The 24,991-nt window shown below is 60.8% G+C and carries 27 protein-coding genes, 1 tRNA gene and 1 pseudogene; 15 read left to right on the top strand and 14 right to left on the bottom strand.

The annotated features are described in order from the left end of the window. From ACIQ47_RS08075 to ACIQ47_RS08060, 4 genes are all read right to left on the bottom strand, one after another. Positions 1-90: transfer RNA gene (locus tag ACIQ47_RS08075), tRNA-Ser, on the bottom strand. A 34-nt stretch (positions 91-124) separates the two neighbouring features. Further along, positions 125-1,432, bottom strand: a complete 1,308-nt coding sequence (gene serS, locus ACIQ47_RS08070) for a serine--tRNA ligase (protein ID WP_396437650.1) — start codon at positions 1,430-1,432, stop codon at positions 125-127. Next, positions 1,425-2,402: a 4-hydroxy-3-methylbut-2-enyl diphosphate reductase gene (gene ispH, locus ACIQ47_RS08065; RefSeq protein WP_396437649.1), complete on the bottom strand. Its 978-nt coding sequence runs from the start codon at positions 2,400-2,402 to the stop codon at positions 1,425-1,427. The genes serS and ispH overlap by 8 nt, the downstream gene beginning before the upstream one ends. Beyond that, the gene (locus tag ACIQ47_RS08060; RefSeq protein ID WP_296292496.1) at positions 2,402-2,845 is read right to left on the bottom strand and encodes a peptidylprolyl isomerase; all 444 of its coding nucleotides are present in this window, start codon (positions 2,843-2,845) and stop codon (positions 2,402-2,404) included. Before ACIQ47_RS08060 ends, ispH begins: the two co-directional genes overlap by 1 nt. Before the next feature lie 130 nt (positions 2,846-2,975). Between ACIQ47_RS08060 and radC the strand changes: the two genes are divergently transcribed. The 4 genes from radC to galE are packed head-to-tail and all read left to right on the top strand — an operon-like array spanning position 2,976 to position 6,843. After that, positions 2,976-3,647: a DNA repair protein RadC gene (gene radC / locus ACIQ47_RS08055; RefSeq protein ID WP_296292497.1), complete on the top strand. Its 672-nt coding sequence runs from the start codon at positions 2,976-2,978 to the stop codon at positions 3,645-3,647. 42 nt (positions 3,648-3,689) lie between these two features. After that, the gene (locus ACIQ47_RS08050) at positions 3,690-4,688 is read left to right on the top strand and encodes an adenosine kinase (protein ID WP_396437648.1); all 999 of its coding nucleotides are present in this window, start codon (positions 3,690-3,692) and stop codon (positions 4,686-4,688) included. A gap of 2 nt (positions 4,689-4,690) precedes the next feature. After that, positions 4,691-5,836 (top strand): formate-dependent phosphoribosylglycinamide formyltransferase, encoded by a 1,146-nt coding sequence (gene purT, locus ACIQ47_RS08045; protein ID WP_396437647.1) that lies wholly within the window; start codon positions 4,691-4,693, stop codon positions 5,834-5,836. Beyond that, positions 5,833-6,843 carry a UDP-glucose 4-epimerase GalE gene (gene galE / locus ACIQ47_RS08040; protein WP_396437646.1) on the top strand — a complete coding sequence of 337 codons (1,011 nt, stop codon included), beginning with the start codon at positions 5,833-5,835 and terminating at the stop codon, positions 6,841-6,843. Before purT ends, galE begins: the two co-directional genes overlap by 4 nt. A 96-nt stretch (positions 6,844-6,939) precedes the next feature. Here galE and rfbC read toward each other — a convergent pair whose 3' ends face one another. From rfbC to ACIQ47_RS08025, 3 genes are all read right to left on the bottom strand, one after another. Then, positions 6,940-7,491: a dTDP-4-dehydrorhamnose 3,5-epimerase gene (gene rfbC, locus ACIQ47_RS08035; protein ID WP_396437645.1), complete on the bottom strand. Its 552-nt coding sequence runs from the start codon at positions 7,489-7,491 to the stop codon at positions 6,940-6,942. Next, entirely contained in the window at positions 7,491-8,363 is an 873-nt protein-coding gene (rfbA, locus tag ACIQ47_RS08030; protein WP_396437644.1) for a glucose-1-phosphate thymidylyltransferase RfbA, read from the bottom strand. Before rfbA ends, rfbC begins: the two co-directional genes overlap by 1 nt. A gap of 198 nt (positions 8,364-8,561) precedes the next feature. Continuing rightward, entirely contained in the window at positions 8,562-8,888 is a 327-nt protein-coding gene (locus ACIQ47_RS08025; RefSeq protein WP_396437643.1) for a high-potential iron-sulfur protein, read from the bottom strand. A gap of 197 nt (positions 8,889-9,085) precedes the next feature. On the opposite strand from ACIQ47_RS08025, the gene ACIQ47_RS08020 reads away from it, so the two are divergent. The 3 genes from ACIQ47_RS08020 to ACIQ47_RS08010 all read left to right on the top strand — a co-directional run bounded on the left by ACIQ47_RS08020 (position 9,086) and on the right by ACIQ47_RS08010 (position 10,581). Beyond that, positions 9,086-9,676 carry an NnrU family protein gene (locus tag ACIQ47_RS08020; RefSeq protein WP_396437642.1) on the top strand — a complete coding sequence of 197 codons (591 nt, stop codon included), beginning with the start codon at positions 9,086-9,088 and terminating at the stop codon, positions 9,674-9,676. Beyond that, positions 9,673-10,065 (top strand): hypothetical protein, encoded by a 393-nt coding sequence (locus tag ACIQ47_RS08015; protein ID WP_396437641.1) that lies wholly within the window; start codon positions 9,673-9,675, stop codon positions 10,063-10,065. Before ACIQ47_RS08020 ends, ACIQ47_RS08015 begins: the two co-directional genes overlap by 4 nt. 222 nt (positions 10,066-10,287) lie before the next feature. Then, positions 10,288-10,581, top strand: coding sequence for an RNA recognition motif domain-containing protein (locus tag ACIQ47_RS08010; RefSeq protein WP_396437640.1), 294 nt, complete (start codon positions 10,288-10,290; stop codon positions 10,579-10,581). An 87-nt stretch (positions 10,582-10,668) separates the two neighbouring features. On the opposite strand, the gene ACIQ47_RS08005 is transcribed toward ACIQ47_RS08010, so the two are convergent. From ACIQ47_RS08005 to ACIQ47_RS07995, 3 genes are all read right to left on the bottom strand, one after another. Further along, positions 10,669-12,426, bottom strand: coding sequence for an ABC transporter transmembrane domain-containing protein (locus ACIQ47_RS08005; protein WP_396437639.1), 1,758 nt, complete (start codon positions 12,424-12,426; stop codon positions 10,669-10,671). 138 nt (positions 12,427-12,564) lie between these two features. Continuing rightward, on the bottom strand, positions 12,565-13,551 hold the full coding sequence (locus ACIQ47_RS08000) for an NADPH:quinone reductase (protein WP_396437638.1): 987 nt from the start codon (positions 13,549-13,551) through the stop codon (positions 12,565-12,567). 33 nt (positions 13,552-13,584) lie between these two features. Then, on the bottom strand, positions 13,585-14,340 hold the full coding sequence (locus ACIQ47_RS07995; protein ID WP_396437637.1) for a sulfite exporter TauE/SafE family protein: 756 nt from the start codon (positions 14,338-14,340) through the stop codon (positions 13,585-13,587). A gap of 176 nt (positions 14,341-14,516) precedes the next feature. Between ACIQ47_RS07995 and ACIQ47_RS07990 the strand changes: the two genes are divergently transcribed. Beyond that, entirely contained in the window at positions 14,517-14,891 is a 375-nt protein-coding gene (locus tag ACIQ47_RS07990; protein ID WP_396437636.1) for a DUF2237 family protein, read from the top strand. 12 nt (positions 14,892-14,903) lie between these two features. On the opposite strand, the gene ACIQ47_RS07985 is transcribed toward ACIQ47_RS07990, so the two are convergent. After that, entirely contained in the window at positions 14,904-15,398 is a 495-nt protein-coding gene (locus tag ACIQ47_RS07985) for an Rrf2 family transcriptional regulator (RefSeq protein ID WP_396437635.1), read from the bottom strand. A gap of 129 nt (positions 15,399-15,527) precedes the next feature. Between ACIQ47_RS07985 and ACIQ47_RS07980 the strand changes: the two genes are divergently transcribed. The 4 genes from ACIQ47_RS07980 (at position 15,528) to ACIQ47_RS07965 (ending at position 20,076) form a co-directional block, all read left to right on the top strand. Continuing rightward, positions 15,528-16,100, top strand: coding sequence for a hypothetical protein (locus ACIQ47_RS07980; protein ID WP_396437634.1), 573 nt, complete (start codon positions 15,528-15,530; stop codon positions 16,098-16,100). Continuing rightward, the gene (locus ACIQ47_RS07975) at positions 16,097-17,695 is read left to right on the top strand and encodes a deoxyribodipyrimidine photo-lyase/cryptochrome family protein (protein WP_396437633.1); all 1,599 of its coding nucleotides are present in this window, start codon (positions 16,097-16,099) and stop codon (positions 17,693-17,695) included. Before ACIQ47_RS07980 ends, ACIQ47_RS07975 begins: the two co-directional genes overlap by 4 nt. Positions 17,696-17,698: 3 nt before the next feature. Further along, positions 17,699-19,030 (top strand): DASH family cryptochrome, encoded by a 1,332-nt coding sequence (locus ACIQ47_RS07970; RefSeq protein ID WP_396437632.1) that lies wholly within the window; start codon positions 17,699-17,701, stop codon positions 19,028-19,030. Positions 19,031-19,128: 98 nt separating this feature from the next. Then, a complete protein-coding gene (locus ACIQ47_RS07965; protein WP_396437631.1) occupies positions 19,129-20,076 on the top strand; it encodes a DMT family transporter in 948 nt (315 codons plus the stop codon). 67 nt (positions 20,077-20,143) lie between these two features. Here ACIQ47_RS07965 and ACIQ47_RS07960 read toward each other — a convergent pair whose 3' ends face one another. Further along, positions 20,144-22,354: an OsmC domain/YcaO domain-containing protein gene (locus ACIQ47_RS07960; RefSeq protein ID WP_396437630.1), complete on the bottom strand. Its 2,211-nt coding sequence runs from the start codon at positions 22,352-22,354 to the stop codon at positions 20,144-20,146. A 275-nt stretch (positions 22,355-22,629) separates the two neighbouring features. Between ACIQ47_RS07960 and ACIQ47_RS07955 the strand changes: the two are divergent. The 3 genes and pseudogenes from ACIQ47_RS07955 to ACIQ47_RS07945 all read left to right on the top strand — a co-directional run. Continuing rightward, positions 22,630-22,887: pseudogene (locus ACIQ47_RS07955) on the top strand (BrnT family toxin); the annotation flags it as partial. After that, complete coding sequence (locus ACIQ47_RS07950; protein WP_396437629.1) at positions 22,877-23,197, top strand: helix-turn-helix domain-containing protein; 321 nt, start codon at positions 22,877-22,879, stop codon at positions 23,195-23,197. The pseudogene ACIQ47_RS07955 and the gene ACIQ47_RS07950, both read left to right, overlap by 11 nt. Before the next feature lie 37 nt (positions 23,198-23,234). Then, positions 23,235-23,528, top strand: a complete 294-nt coding sequence (locus ACIQ47_RS07945) for an addiction module antidote protein (protein ID WP_396437651.1) — start codon at positions 23,235-23,237, stop codon at positions 23,526-23,528. Positions 23,529-23,696: 168 nt separating this feature from the next. On the opposite strand, the gene msrA is transcribed toward ACIQ47_RS07945, so the two are convergent. Further along, complete coding sequence (gene msrA / locus ACIQ47_RS07940) at positions 23,697-24,383, bottom strand: peptide-methionine (S)-S-oxide reductase MsrA (RefSeq protein ID WP_396437628.1); 687 nt, start codon at positions 24,381-24,383, stop codon at positions 23,697-23,699. 2 nt (positions 24,384-24,385) lie between these two features. Continuing rightward, positions 24,386-24,880, bottom strand: a complete 495-nt coding sequence (gene msrB / locus ACIQ47_RS07935) for a peptide-methionine (R)-S-oxide reductase MsrB (RefSeq protein WP_396437627.1) — start codon at positions 24,878-24,880, stop codon at positions 24,386-24,388. Between the last annotated feature and the right edge of the window lie 111 nt (positions 24,881-24,991).

Here is a 24,991-nt window from a genome sequence, read left to right as displayed (position 1 = left end):
TGGCGGAGAGGGAGGGATTCGAACCCTCGGTAGGGTCGCCCCTACGCCTGATTTCGAGTCAGGTACATTCGACCACTCTGCCACCTCTCCGGGTTCGGTTTCGTTTGTCGAAACATATATTCTATCAGGCCGACAGCGTCTCCAAGCCACCCAAGTAAGGACGAAGCACCTCAGGCACCGTCACCGAGCCGTCGGCATTTTGGTAGTTCTCCAGCACCGCCACCAAGGCACGGCCCACGGCCAGGCCCGAACCGTTCAAAGTGTGGACCAGCTCGTTTTTGCCTTGCGCGTTTTTGAAGCGTGCTTGCAAACGGCGGGCTTGGAAAGCCTCGCAGTTCGACACCGAGCTGATCTCACGGTAGGTGTTTTGCGCAGGCACCCAGACTTCCAGGTCATAGGTCTTGCTCGCGCCAAAACCCATGTCGCCGGTGCACAGACTCATCACGCGGTAGGGCAAGCCCAGCTTTTGCAAAATGGCTTCGGCGTGGCCTGTCATGGCTTCGAGCGCTTCGTAGCTTTGCTCAGGGTGCACGATCTGCACCATCTCGACTTTGTCGAACTGGTGTTGTCGGATCAGGCCGCGCACATCACGCCCGCCGCTGCCCGCCTCGGACCGGAAGCACGGGGTGTGTGCCGTGAGCTTGATGGGCAAATCCGCCTCGGCCAACACTTCGTCGCGCACCACGTTGGTGAGCGTCACCTCCGACGTGGGGATCAGGTACAGCGCTTGGCTTTCTTCGCCCTCTTGGCCGCCTTTATTGGCAGCGAACAGATCGGCTTCGAACTTGGGCAGCTGGCCCGTGCCACGCAGCGTGTCGGCGTTCACGATGTAGGGCGTGTAGCACTCGGTGTACCCGTGCTCTGAGGTCTGCACGTCCAGCATGAACTGCGCCAGAGCCCGGTGCAAACGGGCCACCGGGCCGCGCATGAAGGTGAAACGCGATCCGGTCAACTTGGTGCCGGTGGCAAAGTCCAGGCCGAGCTTTTCGCCGATGTCCACATGGTCCTTGAGCTCAAAGTCGAAACTGCGCACCGTGCCCCAGCGGCGCACTTCAACGTTGCCTTCTTCACCCTCACCTACCGGCACGCTTTCGTGCGGCAAATTGGGCACGGCCAGCAGCAGGTCTTGCAGTTCGGCCTGAAGCACCTCCAAGCGCTGGGCCGAAGCATCGAGCTCGTCTTTGATCGCGCCCACTTGCGCCATCACGGCATCGGCCTCGGCGTGTTGGCCTTTGCCCTTGAGCATGCCAATTTGCTTGGACAAGCTGTTGCGCTGGCTTTGCAGCTCTTCGGTGCGGGTTTGCAGCGTTTTGCGCTCGCCTTCCAAAGCGCGAAAAGCGTCCACATCCAGAAAGAGCTGGGGATTTTTACGGGTCTGCAAACGCGCCACAACAGCGTCCAGATCTTTGCGGAGAAGAACAATATCAAGCATGGGGCGATTGTAGTGAGCCGGGTTCTGGGTTTTCTGCAGCGTCCAGCTTCAAGCCCTTGGGCAGCGGGAACTTGATGGTTTCCTGAATGCCGTCCAAGGTGCGCACCGACACTGCGCCCATGGCACGCAGGCGCTGAATGACATCTTGCACCAGCACATCCGGGGCCGACGCGCCGGCGGTCAAGCCCACTTTCAGCGTGCCTTCAAACCAAGCGGGGTCCAGGTCGGCCGCACTGTCCACCATGTAGGCGGGCGTGCCCAAACGATCGGCCAGCTCGCGCAGGCGGTTGCTGTTGGAGCTGGTGGGGCTGCCCACCACGATCACCACGTCCACCATCGGGCTCATCAGCTTGACGGCGTCCTGCCGGTTCTGGGTGGCGTAGCAAATGTCTTGCTGCTTGGGCTCGCGCACTTGCGGAAAGCGCGCCCTGACGGCGGCCACAATCTCGGCCGCATCGTCCACGCTCAGGGTGGTTTGGGTCACCACCGCCAGCAAGTCGGTCTGGGCAGGTTGCACTTTGGCCACGTCTGCCACGTCCTCCACCAAGTGGATGCCGCTGTCGAGCTGGCCCATGGTGCCCTCCACCTCGGGGTGGCCCTTGTGGCCGATCATGATGAACTCATAACCCTCTTTGTGCAGCTTGGCCAGCTCCACATGCACCTTGCTCACCAGCGGGCAGGTGGCGTCAAAAATCCTGAATCCGCGCTCTACCGCTTCGTCCTGGATCGCCCGGCTCACCCCGTGGGCGCTGAAAATCAGCGTGGCCCCGGGCGGCACATCAGACAACTCTTCAATGAAGATCGCGCCCTTTTTTTTCAGATCGTCCACCACATAGGTGTTGTGCACGATCTCGTGGCGCACATAAATTGGCCGGCCGAATTTGTTGAGCGCGTGCTCCACGATGTCGATCGCACGGTCCACCCCGGCGCAAAAGCCACGCGGCTCGGCCAAAAGCACTTCGGATGTCATCACAGCACTCCAATCAGTTCAATTTCAAAGGTCACAGGCTGACCGGCCAAGGGGTGGTTGAAGTCAAACTTCACCGCACCCTCCGTGTTCACTTCCAGCACCGTGCCCGCATACGAACCCAAGCCATCGGGCGTGGGGAATTGCACCACATCGCCTGCCACATATTTTTCAGTCGGATCACCCAATTCGTTCAGCAACTTGCGGGCCACCCATTGCTGCATGTCGGCAATGCGTTCGCCAAAAGCTTCGCCGGCCGGAATCTCCATCACCACTCGGGTGCCTTCGGCCAAGCCTAACAAGCGCTGCTCGAGGGCGGGCGACAAGGTGCCCGAGCCCAGCGACAGGGTGGCGGGCTTTTCATGGAAAGTGTTGATGATGTCGCCCTGCGGCCCGGCCAGGCGGTAGTGAAGCGTCAAAAAAGAGGCGGGTTCGACAATGGGCATAAGGGTTTTCTGGAATGCCACCAGGGCGGCGAAACAGGCATAAAGAAGGGGCTATTGTAAAAAGTCCGGCCAACCCGTCCCGTCAAAGGGGCAAGCTTGGCCGAATGCGGGACCTGGGAGGGGCCTCAACATGAGCATCAAAGACTTGCCAGCCGATGCGCGGCCGCGCGAAAAACTGCTCGCCCGTGGCCCGCAGGCCCTGAGCGATGTGGAGTTGCTGGCCATCTTGCTGCGCACCGGCATGGCGGGCAAAAACGTGTTCCAGCTGTCCGAAGAACTGCTGGGGCCGGACGGCATCGCGGGCTTGCTGCAGGCCACGGCGCAGTCACTCCAATTGGTCAAGGGTCTGGGTCCGGCCAAACAGGCCGAGCTGCTGGCCGTGTTCGAGCTGGCCCGCCGGGCCTTGAGCCAGCGCCTGAAAGAGCGCGAGGCATTCCAAACGCCCAACGCCGTCAAACAGTATTTGCAGCTGCAACTGGCCCATAAAAACCACGAAGTCTTTGCGGTGCTGTTTCTGGACAGCCAAAACCGCATGCTGGCCATGGAAGAGCTTTTTAGGGGCACGCTCAGCCAGACCAGCGTTTACCCGCGCGAAGTGGTCATGCGCGCCCTGCACCACCAGGCCGCCGCTGTGGTGCTGTCGCACAACCACCCCAGCGGCTCGGTCCAGCCCAGCCGGGCCGACGAGCACCTGACCCAGACCCTCAAAGCTTCACTCGCGCTGGTGGATGTGCGCGTGCTCGACCACATCATCGTGGGGCAAGGACAGGCACTGTCGATGGCCGAATCAGGATTGATGTGAGGGTCGGTAAACTCATGGATTTACACCAACACCCTGCGGCCCATGTCCCACTACCACCTCTACGCCATCGGCAACGCCCTGGTCGACACCGAATACGAAGTCTCTGACGCCTTGCTGCACACCATGGGCGTGAGCAAACGCCACATGACCCTGATCGACACCCCCCAACGCGCCGAACTGCTCACCCATGTGCAAGGCCTGCACGCCCGGCGCACCGGTGGCGGCTCAGCGGGCAACACCGTGGTGGCACTGGCCCAATTGGGCGGCAAAGCGTTTTATTCGTGCCGTGTGGCCGACGATGAACTGGGCGCTTTTTACAGCCAAGACCTGCAAGCCAACGGCGTGGCCACCAACCTGACCCACACACAGGCGAAAGAAGGCCAAACCGGCAGCTGCATGGTGCTGGTCACCCCCGACGCCGAGCGCAGCATGTGCACTTTTTTAGGTGCCACCTCGCAGCTGGACGCCAGCTCTTTGCATCCGCAAGACATCGCCAAGTCCAAAATTTATTACATGGAAGGCTATCTGGCCGCATCGCCCAGTGGCCTCGAAGCCGCTGTTCAAGGTCGCCAGATTGCCATCGAGCACCAAGTGGCTACGGCCCTCACCCTCAGTGATGTCAGCATGATCAACTTCTGCCGCGCAGGCCTAGAAGCCATGATCGGCAACGGCCTGGACTATTTGTTTGCCAACGAAGAAGAAGCGCAAACCTGGTGTGGCACCACCGAGCTGGACGCCATCATTGGCCAGCTTTCGGCTTTGGCCAAAACCGTGTGCCTGACGCGAGGCGCTAAAGGCTGCATCGTGATTCAAGGCAACCAGCGCATCGAAGTGCCCGCCGTGCCCGCCCAAGCGGTGGACACCAACGGCGCTGGCGACATGTTTGCCGGGGCCTTTTTGTTCGGCCTCACCCACGGCCAAAGCCCGGCGCAAGCGGCCGCATTGGCCAACCGCGCTGCCGCTGCGGTGGTCAGCCAGCATGGCAACCGCTTGACGGCGGCGCAACTGCAGCAGATTCACGCCGACATCCAGAAGGCCTGACCATGAAAAAAATACTGCTTTTGGGTTCTGGTGAACTCGGCAAAGAATTCGTCATCAGCGCCAAGCGCCTGGGCTGCCACGTCATCGCCTGCGACAGCTATGCCGGCGCCCCCGCCATGCAGGTGGCCGACGAGTTTTGCGTTTTCAGCATGCTGGACGAAGCCCCGCTGCGCGCCGCCATTGCCAAGTACCAGCCCGATTTGATCGTGCCCGAAATCGAAGCGATACGCACCGAGGTGCTGCTCGACGTGGAAAAACAAGGCTTCGAGGTCATCCCCAGCGCCCGCGCTGCCAACCTGACCATGAACCGCGACCGCATCCGCGATGTGGCGGTGGGCCTGGGTGTGCGCACCGCCCAATTCAGCTACGCCGACTCGGCCGCCGAGCTGCTCACCAAAGCCACCGAGATTGGTTTCCCAGTCGTGATCAAACCGGTCATGAGTTCATCGGGCAAAGGCCAAAGCGTCGCCAAAACCGCCGCTGACGTGCAAGCCAGTTGGGACTTCGCCTGCGCCGGCATGCGCGGCGACCGCCAGAAAGTCATCGTCGAAGAATTCATCCACTTCGAGTTTGAAATCACCCTGCTCACCATCCGACAGCGCCAAGGCCCCACGCTTTTTTGCCCGCCGATTGGCCATGTGCAAGAGCGCGGCGACTACCAGTACAGCTGGCAGCCTCAGGGGATGAAACCCGAGCAACTGTTGGCAGCACAGCAAATGGCCGAAAAAGTCACCACCGACTTAGGCGGCGCAGGCCTGTTCGGCGTGGAGTTTTTCGTAACGAAAGATGAAGTGATCTTCAGCGAACTGAGCCCTCGCCCGCACGACACCGGCATGGTCACGCTCATCAGCCAGAACTTGAGCGAATTTGATCTGCACGCCCGCGCCATTTTGGGCCTGCCGATCCCCAGCATTGCGTGTGTGGAAGGTGCCAGCGCTGTAGTGCTGGCCGACAAGGAAGGCGTCAACCCGACATTCACCGGCGTCGCAGCCGCTTTGGCCGAACCCGGCGTGGATGTGCGCATTTTTGGCAAACCCACCACCCGCCCCTACCGCCGCATGGCGGTGGCGCTGGCCCAAGGAGACAACGCGCTGCAACGCGCACGCGAAGCCGCGGCCAAAATTTCGGTCGTAGTGGCAGCGCCATGAGCACCATCCTTGTCACGGGCGGCGCGGGCTACATCGGCTCGCACACGGCAGTAGAACTGTTGAACACTGGGCACCAGGTGGTCATCGTCGACAACCTGTGCAACAGCAGCGCCAAGGTGCTCGACCGGATCGAGGCCCTCGCGGGTAAGCACTTCAGCTTTATCCAGGCCGATGTGCGCGACAGCGCCGCGCTCGACCGGATCTTTGCCGAACACCGCATCGACGGCGTCATCCACTTCGCGGGCCTGAAAGCCGTGGGCGAATCGGTGGCCCAACCGCTGCGCTACTTTGACAACAACGTCGGCAGCACCTTGGCCCTGCTGCAGGCCATGGACCGTGCAAATGTGCGCCGCATTGTGTTCAGCTCATCGGCCACGGTGTATGGCGACCCCGACCAGGTGCCCATCACCGAAAGCAGCCGCTTGCAGGTGACCAACCCTTACGGCCGCACCAAGCTGATCTGCGAAGACATCCTGCGCGACCTGCAGGTGTCAGACCCGCGCTGGCAAGTGGCCATCCTGCGTTACTTCAACCCGGTGGGCGCGCACATCAGCGGCACCATCGGCGAAAACCCGAGTGGCACCCCTAACAACCTGATGCCTTTCATCACCCAAGTGGCGGTGGGCCAACGCGAGTTTTTGAGCATCTTTGGCAAGGATTACCCCACCTTCGATGGCACAGGAGTGCGCGACTACATCCATGTGGTCGATTTGGCGCAAGGCCATTTGGCGGCGCTGAACTACCTGCAAGAGCAACAAACCAGCATCACCGTCAATCTGGGCACCGGGCGCGGGGTGAGCGTTCAAGAGTTGGCCGACACTTTTGCACGCGTGACGGGTGTGCCCCTGCCCTACCGCTTTGTGGACCGCCGACCGGGCGATGTGGCCGCTTGCTATGCCGACACGCGCCTGGCCCAAAAAGCGCTGGGCTGGCAGGCGCAATTGGGGGTTGAGCGAATGTGCCTGGACGCTTGGCGCTGGCAATCGAACAATCCCAAGGGGTATTGAGGCAGGCAAGCGTTCTGCAGTGGGTGCCTGCCTTGGTCTGGACGCAGGACCCTCAAGCGTTGGGTTGAATGGGCAAAACCGCCCGAGCGTGACAACTCAGGAAAACTTGTCGGCCTCAGCCCACGACGCCGCAGCAGCGTCCTTGCCCGCCAACAGGGGCTGGCCTGTCATCGGCCAGACAATGCCCACCGTGGGGTCGTCCCAGCGCAGGCTGCGCTCATGCACGGGGTACCAGTAATCGGTGGTTTTGTACAAAAACTCTGCCGATTCACTGAGCACCACAAAGCCGTGTGCAAACCCCGGCGGCACCCACAGCTGCTGGTGCTTTTGGGCATCCAAGTACACCCCTACCCATTGGCCAAAAGTGGCCGAGCTTTGGCGCAGGTCCACCGCCACATCGAACACCTGGCCTTGCACCACGCGCACCAGCTTGCCCTGGGGGTTCTGGATCTGGTAGTGCAAGCCGCGCAACACGCCTCGCGCAGATTTGCTGTGGTTGTCCTGCACAAAGGGCAAGTCAACGCCCGTTTTTTCAGCAAAATCTTGCTGGTTGAAGGACTCGAAGAAAAAGCCCCGATCGTCTCCAAAGACCTTGGGCTCCAAAATCAGGACTTCTGGCAGGGCGGTGGGCGTGACGGTGTAAGGCATTATTTGAGCAGGTTCAAGAGGTATTGGCCGTAGCCATTATTGGCCAAGGGCGCGGCCAACTTCTGCACAGCCGCCGCATCGATCCACTTTTGCGTGAAAGCAATTTCCTCCGGACAAGCCACCATCAGGCCTTGGCGCTTTTGCAGCGTGGCAATGAAGCCTGCGGCTTCGAGCAAACTGTCGTGTGTGCCCGTGTCCAACCAGGCATAACCCCGACCCATGATTTCCACGTTGAGCTGGTTCAGCTCGAGATAGCGCTTGTTCACATCGGTGATTTCCAGCTCGCCACGCGGTGAGGGCTGAATGTCGGCGGCGATGTCGCACACCTGCTGGTCGTAAAAGTACAAGCCCGTGACGGCGTAATTGCTCTTGGGGGCCTTGGGTTTTTCTTCGATCGACAAAGCGCGCATGTTCGCATCGAAATCGACCACGCCGTAGCGCTCAGGATCGTGCACATGGTAGGCAAAGACACTGGCCCCGCTGTTGCGCGAATGGGCACTGGCGAGCAGTTTGACCAAATCGTGGCCGTAATAAATGTTGTCGCCCAGTACCAGGGCGCTCGGGTCGTTGCCCACAAATTCCTTGCCAATGATGAAAGCCTGCGCCAAGCCATCTGGACTGGGCTGCACCGCATACTGGATGTTCATGCCCCACTGGCTGCCGTCACCCAGCAGCTCGGCAAAACGTGGCGTGTCTTGCGGCGTGCTGATCAGCAGCACATCACGAATGCCCGCCAGCATGAGCGTGGTCAGCGGGTAATACACCATGGGCTTGTCGTACACCGGCATGAGCTGTTTGCTCACCGCTTGGGTCACGGGATACAGGCGGGTGCCAGAGCCGCCTGCGAGGATGATGCCTTTTCGATTCGTCATGAAATTCATTTTAGAACACCCCACTTGACAGGGACGGGCAACTGCCGGCACGGTGCAGCAAGCCGCCGTGCAAAGGGTGAGCGATGACCCCAAGGCCTTGCCCTGGCCTCAGGGACCTCGGGTCATAAAAAAACCGCCCGAAGGCGGTTGGGATGGGCCCCAAGGGGGCGGCTCAGTGTGCTCAAGCCAGCGTGGGCATCAAGCCTTTTTGGCCCAAGCCGAGCACCAGCCTTTGGCAGCCACTTGCTTGCCGGCAAACAAGGGACAACCGCCAGCGGCAGCACCGGCCTTGGCTTGGAACAAGGCACAGTTGGCGCAGTTGGCGCCCGCTGCCATTTTGGGAAACTTGGCTTTGTCAACCTTGCTGGCGTCGGCTTTGTAAGCCAGGCCAGCAGCCTGGGGGTCTTTTTCGTCGACCATGGCTTGGGCTGCCGCCTCGCCGACAGCCAGAACGGCCGTGGCAGCGGTGGCCACTTGCATCATGAAAACACGGCGAGTGGAGGGGATAGAAGTAAAACGGGACATGCGAGACTCCTCGATGGGTAAATCAAAAAATTACTAACCAGTTCATTGTGCGCCACATCAGTTACCTTGTCACGCGCGGTGTGATACCCGAGCAATTCACACAGGAAAGTCCGGGCTTTCGGAGGTCCCCTGCAAAGTACAAGGGCGTGTCAAAATGAAGCCTGAATTTCAAACGCATCTGACACAAAGGTTTTAACATGCTGCAACTGCTCATTGGATTGGCCCTTTTTTTGGGCATTCACTCATTGCAAAGCTTGGCCCCGCAGATGCGCCAAAACGGCATCGACCGCTGGGGTGCGCTGGGTTTCAAGGCCGTTTACGCTGCGGTTTCGGTGCTCGGGCTTTATTTGTTGGTGCAAGGCTATGGTCAAGCCCGGCTCGACCCGGTGGCGCTTTGGACACCACCTCGCGGCATGCAACACGCCACCATTTTGCTGATGTGGCTGTCCATGGTCTTGCTGTTGGCCAGCTATGTGCCCGGCAACCAGATCAAAGCCAAACTGCGTCACCCCATGACCTTGTCGGTCAAAGTTTGGGCGCTGGGCCATTTGCTGTCGAACGGTAACCTGGCCGATGTGCTCTTGTTTGGTGGTTTCCTCATCTGGTCGGTGTTGGTTTTTCGCGCTGCTCGCCAGCGCGACCGCCAAAGCCTGCACAGCGCGCCTGAGGGCAAGCTCGTGAGCACCTTGATCACGGTGGTGCTGGGCACAGGCATCTGGGCAGCATTTTTGATGGGTGGTTTGCACCTGTGGCTGGTGGGCGTGATGCCCTTCACACGGGCCGGTTGAGCCAACCACGTCGCGAAGGACTTGACGGCCTTCAAACTGGTGGAATTAAAAAAGTTGACTTTTATTCCGCCGAGGAATATAATCTCATATCTGTTCAATATTACCCTTTGGACACGATGCATTTTGCCCACAAGGCATTTGCAACGGCGTCGATTGACCTCGATCACCTTGCCCTGTTGAGCTGCAGGCTTGGGTATTTTTTCTCACAGCTCTGCGCAAGCCCCTGGATGGTTTGCGGCTTGATTGACTTTGATTTCTCCGATAACCAACCTCACGGGCGCCCAAGTCGTTTGGCCCTCGACCCCCTCTTTTTTGTTCCGGCCTTGGCCGAACCTCTGCCTCTTACGCTGCGCGTCAACCTCGCCCTGTGCTGCATGGTTTGGCATTGACACCCGTTGTGCGCACAATGGCCTGCACCTGGACCCGACACGCTGCGCGACGCGTTCTCGACACGACACGCGACTGGCTGCCAAACAATCCCAACCCCGAACCCATGTGCTGAAACCGAAAGGCTTTGCACGTTTCCCTGCGGCTTTTGTCAAGAAGTCGCTTTTCCCTGCATGTCGGCTTTGTTTTGAAGCTGCCACGCCACCTCTCTGAAAGGCTCAACCATGAGCAGCAAAATTTACGTGGGCAACTTGCCCTACACCATCGACGACGCCAGCTTGCGTCAAAACTTTTCTGATTTTGGCGGCGTTTTGTCGGCCAAGGTCATGATGGACCGCGACACCGGCCGCTCCAAAGGTTTCGCCTTTGTCGAAATGTCCAGCGCCGAAGAAGCCCAAGCCGCCATCACCGGCCTCAATGGCATGTCGGTCAGCGGTCGCTCGATCGTGGTGAACATCTCCAAGCCCAAAGAGCCCAGCACCGGCTTCGGCAGCGGCTACCGAGACACCCGGAACTGATCTTTTCAGTTGCCCTCAAAAAAGCCGCTTCACAGCGGCTTTTTTGTGCCTGCGCCGCCCCGGCGCTGCGCTGTCGAGAAACGCAGGCTAACCGTTGCCGGTGTTGAACTGCAACGCTGCCAGGCTGGCGTATAGCCCACCCTTGGCTTGTAATTCAGCATGGGTGCCTTGCTCCATCAGGCGTCCGCGCTCGAGCACCCAGATCACGTCGGCGCGTTGCACCGTGGCCAGGCGGTGGGCAATCACCAGCGTGGTGCGGCCGACCATGGCTTTGTCCAGCGCGGCTTGCACCATTTTTTCGCTTTGCGCGTCAAGCGCGCTGGTGGCCTCGTCCAGCAGCAAAAGCGGTGGGTTTTTCAGGATGGCCCGTGCAATGGCAATGCGTTGGCGCTGCCCGCCCGACAAGCGCACGCCGCGGTCTCCCAAGTAAGTGTCAAAGCCTTCGGGCAATTCGCGGATGAACTCTTGCGCGTACGCGGCCTCGGCGGCGGCCAGCACCTCTTCCAGGCTGGCCTCGGGGCGGCCGTAGCGGATGTTCTCGATCACCGTGCCCGAAAAAATCACGGGTTCCTGCGGCACGATGGCCATGCGCTCGCGCAGGTCCTGCAAGTCCATCTGGTCGATCGGCACACCGTCCAGCACAATGCGGCCCGATTGCGGGTCGTGAAAGCGCATCAGCAAATCAAACAAAGTGGTTTTGCCCGCGCCACTCGGGCCCACCACGGCCACCGTCTGGCCCGATCGGATCTGGCCGCTGAGTTGGTCCAGCGCCCAGGTGCCGGGGCGCGAGGGGTAATGAAAGCGCAGCGCTTCGATCTGGAGCGATGAGCCGCCTTGCGGCCAAGCGGCATTTTGCGGATCGGCGGCGATTTTCAAATTCGACTCGGTGTGCAGCAACTCCATCAGGCGCTCAGTCGCACCGGCAGCGCGCAGCAAGTCGCCATACACTTCGCCCAGCACCGCAAAGGCGCTGGCCAGCAAGATCACGTAAAACACCGTCTCGCCCAATTGACCCGCCGTGCTGGTGCCCGCACGCACCGCCAACGTGCCCATGTACAAGCCCCAAAGCAGTACCGCGCTTGAGGCCATGATGATGAAACCCACCAGCACCGATCGCGCGCGGATGCGCTTGAGTGCCGTGCCCAAGGCTCTCGTGGTCGAGTCAATGAAGCGGCGCGTTTCTCGGGCTTCGGCTGTGTAGCTTTGCACCACGCTGATGGCGTTGAGCACCTCAGAGGCGATGGCGCTGGAATCGGCCACCCGGTCCTGATTGGCGCGTGACAATCGGCGCACCCGGCGGCCCAGGTAAACGCTGGGGAAAATCACCGCCGCCAACACCGCCACCACCTGCAGCATGAGCACGGGGTTGGTCCACACCAGCATCAAGAGCGCGCCTGTGCCCATGACCAGGTTGCGCAGGCCCATGGAAAACGACGAACCCACCACGGTTTGCACCAAGGTGGTGTCGTTGGTGAGGCGCGAAAGCACTTCGCCCGATTGCGTGGTTTCAAAAAAAGCGGGGCTCTGCTTGAGGACATGGCCGTAAACCGCGTTGCGCAGGTCGGCGGTGATGCGCTCGCCCAACCAGCTCACCATGTAAAAGCGCCCGGCAGAAAACACTGCCAAAGCCGCGGCCACGCCAAACAGCTGCAAGAAGTTGCCCGACAACTGGTCGGCCGGTGCACCCGTGGACAGGCCTTGGTCAATCAGTTGGCGCAAAACCCAGGGAAACGCCAGCGTGGTGCCTGCGGCCAGCAACAAAAACAGGGCCGCAAAGCCCAAGCCGACGCGGTAAGGCTTAAAGAAAGGAAGCAGGCCCGAAAGCGATTGATGAGGAGCAGCCATGAACGATCAAAAAAACCCGAAAAAAATCTTGGTACGCCCTTCAAGCATAACGGCAAACCGACGGGTGCCCCGGACGCATTGCGCCGCCTGGGCTTCAGGGTCACCACCCTGCCCTGTCGCTCTTCAGACGCCCCAGGTTCAAAGCTCGATCACCACATTGCCCACCGTCTGCCCCGCCTCCACCGTGCGGTGCGCCAAGGCCACCTCGTCCAGCGTGAATTGAGCGCCGACGCTGTGCTGCAACTGCTGGGCAGCCAACAGGCTCGACAAACGTGCCACGGCCACCAATCGGTCGGTGGGTGTCAGTTCATAGACCAGAAAGAACTTCACGCCCATCGACTGGTAAAGCCAGGGTCGAAACGGCAGCGGCACTTCCAACGCGTTCGATCCATAGCACACGACCTGACCGTGTGGGGCCAAAGCGCCTTCCGAAGCCCAGGCTGCGGTGGTCGAAAAATCCATGTCGATGATCACGTCGGCCCCACGCCCTTGGGTCACGGCCTTGACGCGTTCAGGCACCGATTCGGTCTTGTAAAAAATCGCCTCTTGCATGCCCGCAGCGCGGGCGTGCTCGGCTTTGGCCTCAGAGCCCACGGTGCCGATCACCCGACCGCCCACCCGCGTCACCATTTGCGTGATGTAGTGGCCCACCGCCGATGAGGCGCCGGTGACCAGCACCGTGAGCCCACGCAAATCACCGCTCAGACGCTCGGCCAAGATCACTGCCTGAACCGCCGTCAGGCCCGGAATACCCATGCAGGCGCCAGCTGCAAAGTCAGTGCCTACTGGCAGTGCCACGGCCTGGGCTGCAGGCAAAGCGATGCATTCGGCGCAGGTGCCCAAGGCGCGCTGCCACTGGCCGTTCCACAGCCACACCCGCTCACCCACGCGTGAGGCAGGCACGCCAGCACCCACGGCTTCGATCACGCCAGCGCCATCGCTGTGCGGCACGATGAGGGGATCGTTCACAGGCCGAGCGCGGCGCGATTTGACGTCTGACGGGTTTACGCCCGAGGTGGCCAAGCGCACCAACACCTCACCAGCTTGCGGGCTGGGTGTGGGCAAATCGCCCACCTGCATCACGTCTTGGGCTTCGCCGTTGCGGCTGTACCAGGCTGCTTTCATGAAAAATCTCCTGCGGATGGAAAAAAGACCTGTTCAGCGCCAGCCGTCCCACAAGAGCTTGCAGCCCGTGAGGAACATGCCCAGACGAATCAGGCGGTAAAACAAATCGGGCCGGATACGGCGCGCCAACCGCACCCCCAACCACACGCCCATCGGGGCCAGTGGCAAGAGCACCACAGAGGTCGCGAAGTTGCGCGAGTCCAACAAACCCAGCCAGGCATAGGGCACCCACTTGGCCATGTTGATGAAGAAAAACAGGTACGCCAACGTGCCGGTGTACAAAATGGGTTTGAGTTTTTGGCGCATCACATAGGCGTTGACCGGTGGCCCGCCCGCATGCGCAATGAAGCTGGTGAAACCCGCGGTGATGAGCAAAAGCCCACCCAGCCAGCGCGGCGGCGGTGGACCGTTGGGGCCGGGTTTGAACAGCATTTGCTGGGCCAGAAACAGCAAAGTAAACGCCCCTACAATGGCCGCCACCCGCTGCGCATCGAGCAGTTTGAACAACAAGGCCCCCAGCACAATGCCCACCATGGCAAAGGGCACCATGAAGCGCAGCAGCGCACGGTCCACGTCCTTGCGAAAAGCGGCCAAGCCCAGCAGGTCCATCACCAGCAAGACGGGCATCAAGATCGCGGCAGCCTGCGGCACCGTGACGGCCAGCGCCATCATGGGCACGGCCAAAGAACCAAAGCCTGCACCAAAACCACTTTTGCTCACCCCCAAGAGCAGCACCGCCGGCACAGCGATCAGGTAGAAAAACGGGTCGGTGATGAGAGGAAAGTTCATGAACATGGGGCTCAATTGACCATCTTAACGGCCTGTCCTTCACGCCCCTGTCTCGCGTCTGTCCCAAGTTTCCACCCAAAACCCTGCGACCGCCTGCCCTTTTGCCCAACTCGACTGACCGCGCGCTCGGACCGCCGGACAATAGGCGCTTCTTATCCACTTGTACTTGGACTCCCATGACTCGCTCCGGTTTGAACGTTCTCGGCGGTGAATTGATCCCCTGCTCATACGACCCACTCACGGGTTACTTCAGGGACGGCTGCTGCAACACCCACGACGAGGACGTCGGCACGCATGTGATTTGCGCCAAAGTCACACAGGCTTTTCTGGATTTTTCAGTCTCGCGTGGCAACGACCTGGTCACACCACGACCTGAATACCGCTTTGCGGGCCTGAAGGCGGGAGACCGCTGGTGCTTGTGCGCCCTGCGCTGGCGCGAAGCCTTGCAGGCCGAGGCAGCCCCTCCGGTGGTGCTGGAGAGTACACACGAAAAAGCCTTGAAGTACGTGAGTTTGGCGCAACTGCGCGAGTTCGCCTGGGCACCGCATTGAGCGGGACCCGTCTCACATCATCATGCTGAGCTGAAACACCGAATTGGGGGCGCGCGGCATCACCGGTGCAGGCAAGGGCTTGAGGCGAAACTGTCCCAACATGGAGGACAAGCGCACATCGGTCGGCATGAAAGGCACGGCCACGTCGGACAAGGTTTGTGCTTGCAGCAAAGCTTGCATGTTGCTCTGGATGTCACTTTCCAGGGCTTTCATCGGGTGGTCGCCATCAGGGTAGAGGGCATCAAAGCTGTGCAACACTTCAAAGTGCCGCACCACGTCCCACAAACTGATGTCTTCAGGGTTGCCGCGAATCTGATAGCCGCCGCCCGGGCCGCGGTGGGCTCGGATCAGGTCCGCTTCGCGCAGTTCTTTCAGAATCGATTCGGTGTACGAAGACGACAAACCCAGACCGTTGGCGATCTCTTCGGTGGTCACGGGATTGACCACCGCACGCGAAGTGATGAACACAGCGATGTCAAGGGCTTTGACGGTTTTCTTCTGGATCATGGCCTTCTCCTGTAACGGTAAGATATTCTATGACCAGACAGTCACAAAACAACTCATAATTTTTAAACCAGTAAAAAATTCACACAGCATGCGTGATATAGCATTACAAAACCGCCGGAGCTGCAGGGCATGAAACGTCATGTGGCCGCCATCGTGGCGCTGGTCACCGCCGTGCTGGTGGTTGACAGCCACGTGGACTGGGTGAGCCAAGACGGCGGGAAGCTGCTGGAGGTGAACGGCCAACGCTTCGACCTGAGAGGCTGGGTGGCCGAACAAACTCGGTCTTGGCAAAGCGATTGCCAAGCATGGACACCGCTCACCACGCTGCCCCCCAACAGCCCCACGGCCCAGGCCATCCTGCTGGTCATCCAGCAACACAGCTTGCCCGATTCGCGCAGCGCTCGCTGGCTGCAGCTGTTGCAACAAGACGACTGGAGCGTGGCCGAGGTGGCTTTTGAGACCCTCAACCCCAGCCTGGTGGTGCTGCGCCTGCAGGGCGGCCAGTGGCGTGTGCAAGACCAGGCGGTGTGGAGCGGCTCGACCGCGCCGTGGCACAGCGGCGACCTGGTCCGGCGTTACCTGCGCGAGAATGCGCCCGGTCTGCCCAAAGCCTTGATCGATTGCGTGAGCGTCGATCCGAAGCGTTATGGCCCAGGGCCAGGTGGATTGGGACCTGTTTCAGCCCTCGGGACAAAGCCATGACGTACCGCGTGGTTTGGTTCAAACGCGACTTGCGCCTGCACGACCACGCAGCGCTCGCCCACGCTGCGGCCCAAGGGCCCTTGCTTTGCCTGTACATCGTTGAACCGGCGCTGTGGGCACAGCCCGATGCGGCCTTGCAACACTTCGAATTTGTGCGCGAATCTTTGACCGAGCTGCACCACGACCTGCTGTCACTGGGCGCAAGCCTGCAGGTGCGCGTGGGGCCTGCGGTGCAGGTGCTGGCTGCACTGCATGCGCAAGCGCCGTTTGCCGAATTGGTAGCGCACGAAGAAACCGGCAACGCCTTCACCTACGAGCGCGACCTGCAAGTGGGCGCTTGGTGCCGCAGTGCGGGTGTGGACTGGACCGAGTTGCCGCAGTTTGGCGTGGTGCGTCGCCTCAAAAGCCGCAACACCTGGCAAGCCCGCTGGGAAGCGCACATGGCCGAGCCGCAAGCGGTCTTGCCCGCGCTGCAATTTTTTGCGCCACCTGAAAACCATGGCCCCGAAAGCATGCGCGCACCACCCGGCTTGCAGCACAACCCTGCTCAGCGCCAGCGCGGTGGCCGCCGTTTGGGGCTGGAGACCTTGCACAGTTTTCTGGATGCACGGGCCTTGTCTTATCGGGGCGGTATCTCTTCGCCACTGTCATCGCCAACCGCGTGCTCGCGCATCTCGACCTATTTGGCCTATGGCTGCATCAGCATGCGCGAAGTGGTGCAAAGCACCCGCGCTGCGCTCGACGCCCTGCCCCTGCAAGCCAGCCGGCACCGCGCCGGGCTGGTCGGCTTCATCAGCCGTTTGTATTGGCATTGCCACTTCATCCAAAAGCTCGAAAGCGAGCCTGAAATCGAGTGGCGCAACATGCACCGGGGTTACGACGGCCTGCGCGAAGACGGTTGGAACGACGCGCACTTTGCGGCCCTCACTTCAGCCCGCACCGGCTGGCCCATGGTGGACGCGTGTGTGGTCATGCTATTTGAAACCGGCTGGCTCAACTTTCGCATGCGGGCCATGCTGGTGTCGGTGGCGGCTTACCCGCTGTGGCTCGATTGGCGGCCGGTAGGCCATTGGCTGGCCACACAGTTTTTGGACTACGAACCCGGCATCCACTGGAGCCAGCTGCAAATGCAGTCGGGCACCACCGGCATCAACACCACGCGGGTTTACAACCCGATCAAACAAGCACAAGACCACGACCCCAAAGGCATCTTTGTGCGGCGCTGGCTGCCCCACATGCGGCGCGTGCCCGACACCTGGTTGTTCGAGCCTTGGCTCATGCCGCCTGAAGTGCAACGCCACTGCGGTCTGTCGGTGGGCAGCGGGCCGGATGCCGACATTCCCCTGCCCGTGGTGGATTTGGCCGAGGCCACACGCCAGTCTAAAGCCGCGCTGCACGCGCGCCGGGCCGAACCCGGTGTGAAAGCGGGCAAAAAAGCCATCGTCGACAAACACGCTTCGCGCAAACATGGCACTGGCCAGCAGCGAGACGTGTTCAACCGCGACTCGGACTCCCCCAAGACCGGCCGCAGGAAGTCGGCCAAGTCCTCTTCAGACAACACCCCAACCAGCAAGCAGTTGGGCTTTGACTTCTAAACCATGCCCACCACCCTTTTCTGGTTTCGCAACGACTTGCGCCTGCACGACCAACGCGCACTCCAGCAAGCCATCGATCATGCCCAAGCGCACCAGCAAGCCCTGCTGCTGGTCTATGTGCACGAACCCGTGCAAGACGAGCCGACCGCCTGGGGCTTTCGCCGCATGGGCGTGCACCGCAGGCGTTTTGTGGCCGACACGCTGCAAGACTTGCAAAACGCCTTGGCTGCTTTGGGCCAACGCCTGGTGTTGCTGCACGGCCCTGTGGCCGATGTGCTGCCCGCCTGCGCACGCCTGGTGCAAGCCGACACCATCTTTTGCGAAGACGTCGCCGCGCCCGAAGAAGAAGCCCAAGTGCAAGCATTGATCAACGCGGGCCTCACGGTCAAAACCCTGTGGCAATCCAGCCTGATCGAACCCGACGCCCTGCCCTTTGCAGCAGAAGACATGCCGCAGGTCTTCACCGAGTTTCGCCAGCGCATCGAGTCAAAGCGGCTCAAGCCCTTGGCACCGCTGCCCGCACCCACAGCGCTGCCTGCACCTCCAAATGAGCCCTCTACCGAATGGGCCAGCTTGCCCGGTTGGACCGACAAAGCCTTCACGCTGCTGCAAGCCCACACCGAAGGCGATGCTCACGCGAGATCTAACTTTCCGTACACACAAGCCGCCTACCGGGGCGGCGAAACCAGCGCCCTGGTCCACCTGCAAAGCTACCTCACGCCGCCCTGGCCCGACCGCTACAAACAAACCCGCAATGCCCTGCAAGGCCAGCACACCAGCAGCCACTGGTCACCTTGGCTGGCCACGGGTGCGCTGTCGGCCCGCCGCATTTGGGCAGAACTCCACGCCTACGAGCAAACGCACGGCAGCAACGACGGCACTTACTGGTTGTGGTTTGAGCTGCTGTGGCGCGACAACTTTCGCATGCTGCACCTGCAGCACGGTCCGCAACTTTATGCGGCACGGGGCTTGTCCAACTTGCCCAAGCCCTCTCACTTCCCCAAGGACTTCCAGCGCTGGTGCCAAGGCCAAACCGGCGAGCCCATCGTGGACGCGGGCATGCGCGAGCTGGCCGCCACCGGCTTCACTTCCAACCGCATGCGGCAGATCGTGGCAAGCTTTTTGGTGCACGACCTGTCTTGCGACTGGCGCGCAGGCGCGGCCTGGTTCGAATCGCAGCTGGTGGACTTTGACGTGAGCAGCAACCAAGGCAACTGGCTGTACGTCAGCGGCCGAGGCACCGACCCGCGGGTGGGCAGGCGCTTCAACCCCGTCAAGCAAGCGCAAGACCACGACGCGCAAGGCCGGTTTCAAAAGGCCTGGCTTTCGCCCTGAGACGGGCAACATGACACCGCGGGCGCAAGGATAATGCGCACCATGACATTTCTCACAGCGCACTGCGCCCTGGGTCACCGCCCGTTCAGAGCCACAGCATGCTGAGCGGCATCCTGTTCGCTTTGGCCGCGGGTCTCATGTGGGGCTTGGTGTTTGTCGGCCCACTCATGCTGCCCGAATACCCCGCCGCGCTGCACACCTTTGGTCGCTACCTGGCTTTTGGTCTGATCGCCCTGCCCTTGGCATTTGTCGACCGCGCCGAAATCAAGCGCCTGTCACGCGCCGACTGGCTGACCGCGCTCAAGCTGGCCGCCATTGGCAACGTGCTGTATTACCTGTTCCTGTCCAGCGCCATCCAGCGTGCAGGCGGCGCGCTGCCCACCATGATCATCGGCACGTTGCCCGTGGTGATTGCTGTGGCGGCCAACTTGCTCAACCACCAGCGCGACGGTCGCTTTTCGTGGCTCAAATTAGCCCCGCCTTTGGCGCTGATCTTGCTCGGCATCGCCTGTGTCAACCATGTGGAATGGGCCGCCTTGCTGCAAAACCCGCAGGCCGACACCGACCGCTACATCACCGGGGCTGCGTTGGCCGTGGGTGCGGTGGTTTGCTGGACCTGGTACCCCCTTAAAAATGCCGACTGGCTGCGCGGCCACCCCGATCGCAACCCCCGCGTGTGGGCCACAGCGCAAGGGGTCGCCACTTTGCCCCTGGCCGTGCTGGGCTATGCCGCCTACTGGGTTTGGGCAAGCGCCACGCAACATCCGCTGACCATGCCTTTCGGGCCTCGGCCGCTGGAATTTGTCGGCCTCATGGTGGCCATCGGCCTGTTCGCTTCATGGCTGGGCACCCTGTGCTGGAACGCCGCCAGCCAACGCCTGCCCACCGCACTGGCGGGCCAGCTCATCGTGTTCGAAACCCTGTCAGCCCTGGCCTATGCCTTTTGGCTGCGCGGCCAATGGCCTGAACCGCTGACGCTGGCAGGCATTGCGCTGCTGGTGGTGGGGGTCGTCGGTGGGGTCAGGGTCAAAGCCAAGACTTCCTAAAAAGCACACCTGTTTTGGCGTCCAGCTTGGCGCTTTGGCACGGCTGGCCCATGCCCGATGGGTGGATTCACGCCTCAGCCTGCGTCGCCGCCACACGCGCCCGCGCCGCGTGCAGTTTTTTGTAGCTGTCGAGCAAGCGCTGGTGCCGGTCCAGCGTTTCGAGCTTGAGGCTGGTGGGCGTGAGGCCATGAAAGCGCACGCTGCCGTCCACCGAGCCGATGGCAGCATCCATGCGCTCGTGGCCAAACATACGACGGAAATTCACCTCGTAGTCTTCCAGGGCCAAGTCCTCGTCCAGCGTCACCTCCAGCACCACGTTCAAGGCCTGGTAAAACAAGCGGCGCTCTACCGTGTTGTCGTTGTACTGCAAGAAAGCACCCACCAGTTCATGGGCCTCTTCCAACTGCTGCAAAGCCAGGTGGATCAAGAGCTTGAGCTCCATCACCGTCAACTGGCCCCACACCGTGTTGTCGTCAAACTCGATGCCAATCAGGGTGGCGATGTCGAGGTAATCGTCGAGCTCGTTGTTCTCCAATCGGCCCTGCAATGCCATCAAAGCCTTGTCGTCCAGGCGGTGCAGGTTGAGCACATCGGCGCGGAACCAGAGCGCTTTGTTGGTGTTGTCCCAAATCAGGTCGTCGACCGGATAGACCTCGGAATAGCCCGGCACCAGGATGCGGCAAGCGGTGGCACCCAATTGGTCGTGCACCGCCACATAAGCTTCTTTGCCCATGGCCTGCAAAATGCCAAACAGCGTGGCGGCCTCTTGGGCGGTGGCGTCCTCACCCTTCCCGGCAAAGTCCCACTCCACAAAGTCGTGATCCGATTGGGCGCTGAAAAACCGCCATGACACCACGCCGCTGGAGTCGATGAAATGCTCGACAAAGTTGTTGGGCTCGGTCACCGCGTTGCTGGTGAAGGTGGGTGCAGGCAGGTCATTCAGGCCTTCAAAACTGCGGCCCTGCAGCAGCTCGGTCAGGCTGCGCTCCAGCGCCACTTCCAGCCTGGGGTGCGCGCCAAACGAGGCGAACACACCGCCGGTGCGCGGGTTCATCAGGGTCACGCACATCACCGGGTACACCCCACCCAGCGACGCGTCTTTGACCAAGACCGGGAAACCCTGCGCCTCCAAAGCCTCGATACCCGCCACGATGCCGGGGTACTTGGCGAGCACATCCGGCGGCACGTCGGGCAAGGCCATTTCGCCTTCCAGGATCTCGCGCTTGACGGCCCGCTCAAAAATTTCCGACAAGCACTGCACCTGTGCTTCCACCAGCGTGTTGCCCGCGCTCATGCCGTTGCTCACGAACAGGTTTTCCACCAGATTGGAGGGGAAGTACACCACCTCACCATCAGACTGGCGCACATAGGGCAGTGCACAAATGCCGCGCGAGGGGTTGCCCGAGTTGGTGTCAAACAGGTGCGAGGCCTTGAGCTCGCCATCGGGGTTGTAGATGGGCCAACAATGCGCGTCCAACAAGCCTTTGGGCAGCGCGTCGCGCTTGCCCGGCGGGAACCAGCGCTCTTTGGGGTCGTGTACAAAGTCGGCTTGGGCAATGTCTTCACCAAAAAACACGCCCGCGTAAAAGTGGTTGTTGTTCAGCCGCTCGATGTATTCACCCAGCGCCGAGGCCAAGGCACTCTCTTTGGTCGAGCCCTTGCCGTTGGTGAAACACATGGGCGAATGCGCGTCGCGGATGTGCAGCGACCACACATTGGGCACCAGGTTGCGCCAGGACGCGATCTCGATCTTGATGCCCAAATCGGCCAAGACCCGCGTCATGTTGGCGATGGTCTGCTCCAGCGGCAAGTCCTTGCCCACAATAAAGGTCTGCGCTTGCGCATCGGCGTTGAGGGTGAGCAAGGCCTGCGCGTCGGCGTCCAGGTTGTCCACCGCTTCAACGATGAAAGTGGGGCCCGCTTGGATCGCCTTTTTGACGGTGCAGCGGTCAATCGACCGCAAGATGCCTTGACGGTCTTTGTCGGACATGTCGGCTGGCAACTCCACCTGAATTTGGATGGTCTGCAAATAGCGGTTGTCGGGGTCCACAATGTTGTTTTGCGAGAGGCGGATGTGCTCGGTGGAGATGCCGCGCGTCTCGCAATACAGTTTCACAAAATAAGCCGCGCACAAAGCCGACGACGCCAAAAAATAATCGAACGGCCCCGGCGCCGAGCCATCACCCTTGTAACGAATCGGCTGATCGGCCAGCACAGTGAAGTCGTCAAACTTGGCCTCCAGGCGCAGTTTGTCGAGAAAATTGACTTTGATTTCCATGCTGTGGTTCCGGGCAATTGAGGCGTGCCAGCGTCAGACCATCGGTCGCTCAGCGGCTGGGAAGATGAACGAAGGAGGGTAGTTTGCCTGAACGGGAAGCGTCAGCGGCTCTCCGCGGGTTTGAAAGCAATGGCGGCTGTTGGGGAGAGAGGTGCAGTTACGGCCGCCGCTGACTGGTGGACACAAAAGCTCCACGCAACCCCACAAAAATCGCAGATTGCCAACCATAGGCCATTGGCCTGCACTAAGGCACGGAATTCGAATGGGATGAAACCAAAAGCGAAACCTGTTTCCAGGAACGGGGGTTCGACTTTGCTTATGCGGCCCAAGCCTTCTTTGACCCCAACCGACTGATCCGCGCAGACCAGCGACACAGCTACGGTGAAGAACGATTCCAACTCACAGGGCGCATCGCGTCACGCATCTTTGTGGTGGTCTACACCCCTCGCGCCAACGCAACCCGCATCATCTCCGCCAGAAAAGCCAACACCAGAGAGGTCAAGCACTATGAAAACGACACGAATGAAGATTGAACCTGCAAAGATGGCTGGGCAAACCATTGGGCGAATCAACCCCGCCCAGGTCGATGCCACCACAGAAGCGCAAATGACCGTGCAAATGGCGCAAGACGAAGCACTGGCCATGCAAGACGCGGCCAAGTTTGCCCGCCGCGTGCGCCGCCGTCTGGGCTTTAGCCAGGCTGAATTTGCTTCACGCATCGATGTGTCACTGGAAACCATCCGCAATTGGGAACAAGGCAAACGCAGCCCCACTGGCGCAGCCAAGGCCTTGCTCAAGGTCTTGGACAAAGCGCCTGAAGCAGCGCTGGCAGCATTGCACTGAAACAAGCCATGAAACTGGATTGAACATGACCTAAAAAATCAAAGTCGCCGACCTGCCCGACTTCGACATGGCCGAATACCTCAAGACCGATGAGGATGTGGCCAACTACCTGACGCTGGTGCTGGAAGAAAACGACCCCGCCGAGCTGACCCATGCGCTGGGCACCATCGCCCGCGCACGCAGGATGACCGAAGTGGCCCAAGCTTCGGGCCTGACCCGCGAGGCCCTCTACAAAGCCCTGCGCCCCACATCGCATCCGCGCTTTGACACGATTGCCCGAGTCTGCACCGCACTGGGGGTGAAGCTGGTGGCGCAGCCGATGCAAACTTAAGCCGCTTGCATTCCTCTGCTAAAGCTTTTGACTTTGGAAATCACTTATCGCGCTTTACTGCAACCCGACCATCTTTCAAAAATGCGCCCACGGTAGGGCCACTGGTGTGTGTCATCGAACGGCCAGGGCCGCAGACCAAGCGCGGCCGAAGGCCAAGGCGCAGGGGCCTCAACCCCAGAGTTTTTTGACCCGCGCGTCACGCCCACAACTCAAACGGTAGTAGCTGTAGCGCATTTCATTTTTCTTGTAGTAGTCTTGGTGGTAGTCCTCGGCCAGATAAAACGCTGAGCTTGGCTCCAGTTCGGTGTGAATGGTGGTGAAGCGGCCGCTGCTGATCAGGGCGTCACGGCTGGCCTCGGCGATGGTGCGTTCCGTTTCATTTTGCCAATAAATGCCGCTGCGGTAGTGGGAGCCCACGTCACAAAACTGCTGGTCTTTGACGGTCGGGTCGATGTGCCGCCAAAAGTAGTCGACCAACTGCGCGTAACTCACTTGGCTGGGGTCGTACAGCACCCTCACCGCCTCAGTATGGCCCGTGTTCCCGGCACTGACTTGCGCGTAAGTGGGCTTGGGCGTTTTGCCAGCGGTGTAGCCCGAATCTACAGCCACAACACCGGCCAGTTTTTCAAAGTCGGCCTCGATGCACCAGAAACAGCCACCGGCAAACAAAGCGTAAGCCATGGGCTTGCCGCTGACCACAGGCGCCGCCACCACCTCGGTGGGCGTGGCCTGGGCCGCAGGGGCTTGGCCCGCGCTGGAGGACTGGCTGGGCGTGCAAGCCGTCAACAAGAACGCGCCAGCGGCACATGCAATGGCCAACCAACGCAGGGGCGTCGAAACAGTCGTGCGGTTCATCATCACGTCCTCAAAGCGGGGAGCGTTTGGCCTTCTGGCACAAACGCCAAAGCCACACCGTTGTTGCAAAAGCGCTTGCCCGTGGGTTTGGGTCCGTCATCGAACACATGACCGTGGTGCCCCCCACAGCGCGAACAGTGGTATTCGGTGCGCGGGTAGATGAGCTTGAAATCGGTGGTGGTGCCCAAAGCACCCGGCAAGGCTTGGAAAAAGCTGGGCCAACCTGTGCCGCTCTCGTATTTGTGGGCCGCGCTGAACAAGGGCAAGTTGCAGGCCACACACACATAGGTGCCAGGCCGCTTTTCGGCGTTGAGCGAGCTGCTGCCCGGGCGCTCGGTGCCGTGCTCAAACAGCACCGCATACGCAGCTGGCGAGACCAACTTGCGCCACTCGGCTTTGGTTTTTTTCAGGGGAAAGTTGGCCGCTGCCGCACTCATGGGCACCGCAGCGCTGGCCAACCAGGCCCAAAAAAGTTGGAACATGTTGCGTCGCTTCATGGGAATACCTTGTTGGTGGATGAAACACGGGGCTTCATGACTCGATTCGTGCAGGAATGGCGAAAAGTCAAAGCGCAATCCGACTTTTGAGCTTGATTGTCCTGTTTTTTG

It is taken from the genome of Limnohabitans sp. (assembly GCF_044373035.1).
In the GTDB taxonomy this organism is placed as follows: domain Bacteria; phylum Pseudomonadota; class Gammaproteobacteria; order Burkholderiales; family Burkholderiaceae_C; genus Limnohabitans_A.
The sequence above is the reverse complement of the archived record's forward strand: the minus strand, read 5'-3'. Positions and strand labels throughout refer to the sequence as shown.

Bases quoted from the DNA above. Each gene is read 5' to 3' on its own strand.
- radC (WP_296292497.1), top strand. From the start codon at position 2,976: ATGAGCATCAAAGACTTGCCAGCCGATGCGCGGCCGCGCGAAAAACTG.
- galE (WP_396437646.1), top strand. From the start codon at position 5,833: ATGAGCACCATCCTTGTCACGGGCGGCGCGGGCTACATCGGCTCGCAC.
- rfbC (WP_396437645.1), bottom strand. From the start codon at position 7,491: ATGCCTTACACCGTCACGCCCACCGCCCTGCCAGAAGTCCTGATTTTG.
- ACIQ47_RS08060 (WP_296292496.1), bottom strand. From the start codon at position 2,845: ATGCCCATTGTCGAACCCGCCTCTTTTTTGACGCTTCACTACCGCCTG.
- ACIQ47_RS07980 (WP_396437634.1), top strand. From the start codon at position 15,528: ATGAAACGTCATGTGGCCGCCATCGTGGCGCTGGTCACCGCCGTGCTG.
- ACIQ47_RS07990 (WP_396437636.1), top strand. From the start codon at position 14,517: ATGACTCGCTCCGGTTTGAACGTTCTCGGCGGTGAATTGATCCCCTGC.
- rfbA (WP_396437644.1), bottom strand. From the start codon at position 8,363: ATGACGAATCGAAAAGGCATCATCCTCGCAGGCGGCTCTGGCACCCGC.
- ACIQ47_RS07950 (WP_396437629.1), top strand. From the start codon at position 22,877: ATGAAGATTGAACCTGCAAAGATGGCTGGGCAAACCATTGGGCGAATC.
- ACIQ47_RS07960 (WP_396437630.1), bottom strand. From the start codon at position 22,354: ATGGAAATCAAAGTCAATTTTCTCGACAAACTGCGCCTGGAGGCCAAG.
- ACIQ47_RS08050 (WP_396437648.1), top strand. From the start codon at position 3,690: ATGTCCCACTACCACCTCTACGCCATCGGCAACGCCCTGGTCGACACC.
- msrA (WP_396437628.1), bottom strand. From the start codon at position 24,383: ATGAACCGCACGACTGTTTCGACGCCCCTGCGTTGGTTGGCCATTGCA.
- ACIQ47_RS07995 (WP_396437637.1), bottom strand. From the start codon at position 14,340: ATGAACTTTCCTCTCATCACCGACCCGTTTTTCTACCTGATCGCTGTG.
- ACIQ47_RS08020 (WP_396437642.1), top strand. From the start codon at position 9,086: ATGCTGCAACTGCTCATTGGATTGGCCCTTTTTTTGGGCATTCACTCA.
- ACIQ47_RS07965 (WP_396437631.1), top strand. From the start codon at position 19,129: ATGCTGAGCGGCATCCTGTTCGCTTTGGCCGCGGGTCTCATGTGGGGC.
- ACIQ47_RS08000 (WP_396437638.1), bottom strand. From the start codon at position 13,551: ATGAAAGCAGCCTGGTACAGCCGCAACGGCGAAGCCCAAGACGTGATG.
- ACIQ47_RS07985 (WP_396437635.1), bottom strand. From the start codon at position 15,398: ATGATCCAGAAGAAAACCGTCAAAGCCCTTGACATCGCTGTGTTCATC.
- ispH (WP_396437649.1), bottom strand. From the start codon at position 2,402: ATGACATCCGAAGTGCTTTTGGCCGAGCCGCGTGGCTTTTGCGCCGGG.
- ACIQ47_RS07970 (WP_396437632.1), top strand. From the start codon at position 17,699: ATGCCCACCACCCTTTTCTGGTTTCGCAACGACTTGCGCCTGCACGAC.
- ACIQ47_RS08010 (WP_396437640.1), top strand. From the start codon at position 10,288: ATGAGCAGCAAAATTTACGTGGGCAACTTGCCCTACACCATCGACGAC.
- serS (WP_396437650.1), bottom strand. From the start codon at position 1,432: ATGCTTGATATTGTTCTTCTCCGCAAAGATCTGGACGCTGTTGTGGCG.
- ACIQ47_RS08025 (WP_396437643.1), bottom strand. From the start codon at position 8,888: ATGTCCCGTTTTACTTCTATCCCCTCCACTCGCCGTGTTTTCATGATG.
- ACIQ47_RS08005 (WP_396437639.1), bottom strand. From the start codon at position 12,426: ATGGCTGCTCCTCATCAATCGCTTTCGGGCCTGCTTCCTTTCTTTAAG.
- purT (WP_396437647.1), top strand. From the start codon at position 4,691: ATGAAAAAAATACTGCTTTTGGGTTCTGGTGAACTCGGCAAAGAATTC.
- msrB (WP_396437627.1), bottom strand. From the start codon at position 24,880: ATGAAGCGACGCAACATGTTCCAACTTTTTTGGGCCTGGTTGGCCAGC.
- ACIQ47_RS07975 (WP_396437633.1), top strand. From the start codon at position 16,097: ATGACGTACCGCGTGGTTTGGTTCAAACGCGACTTGCGCCTGCACGAC.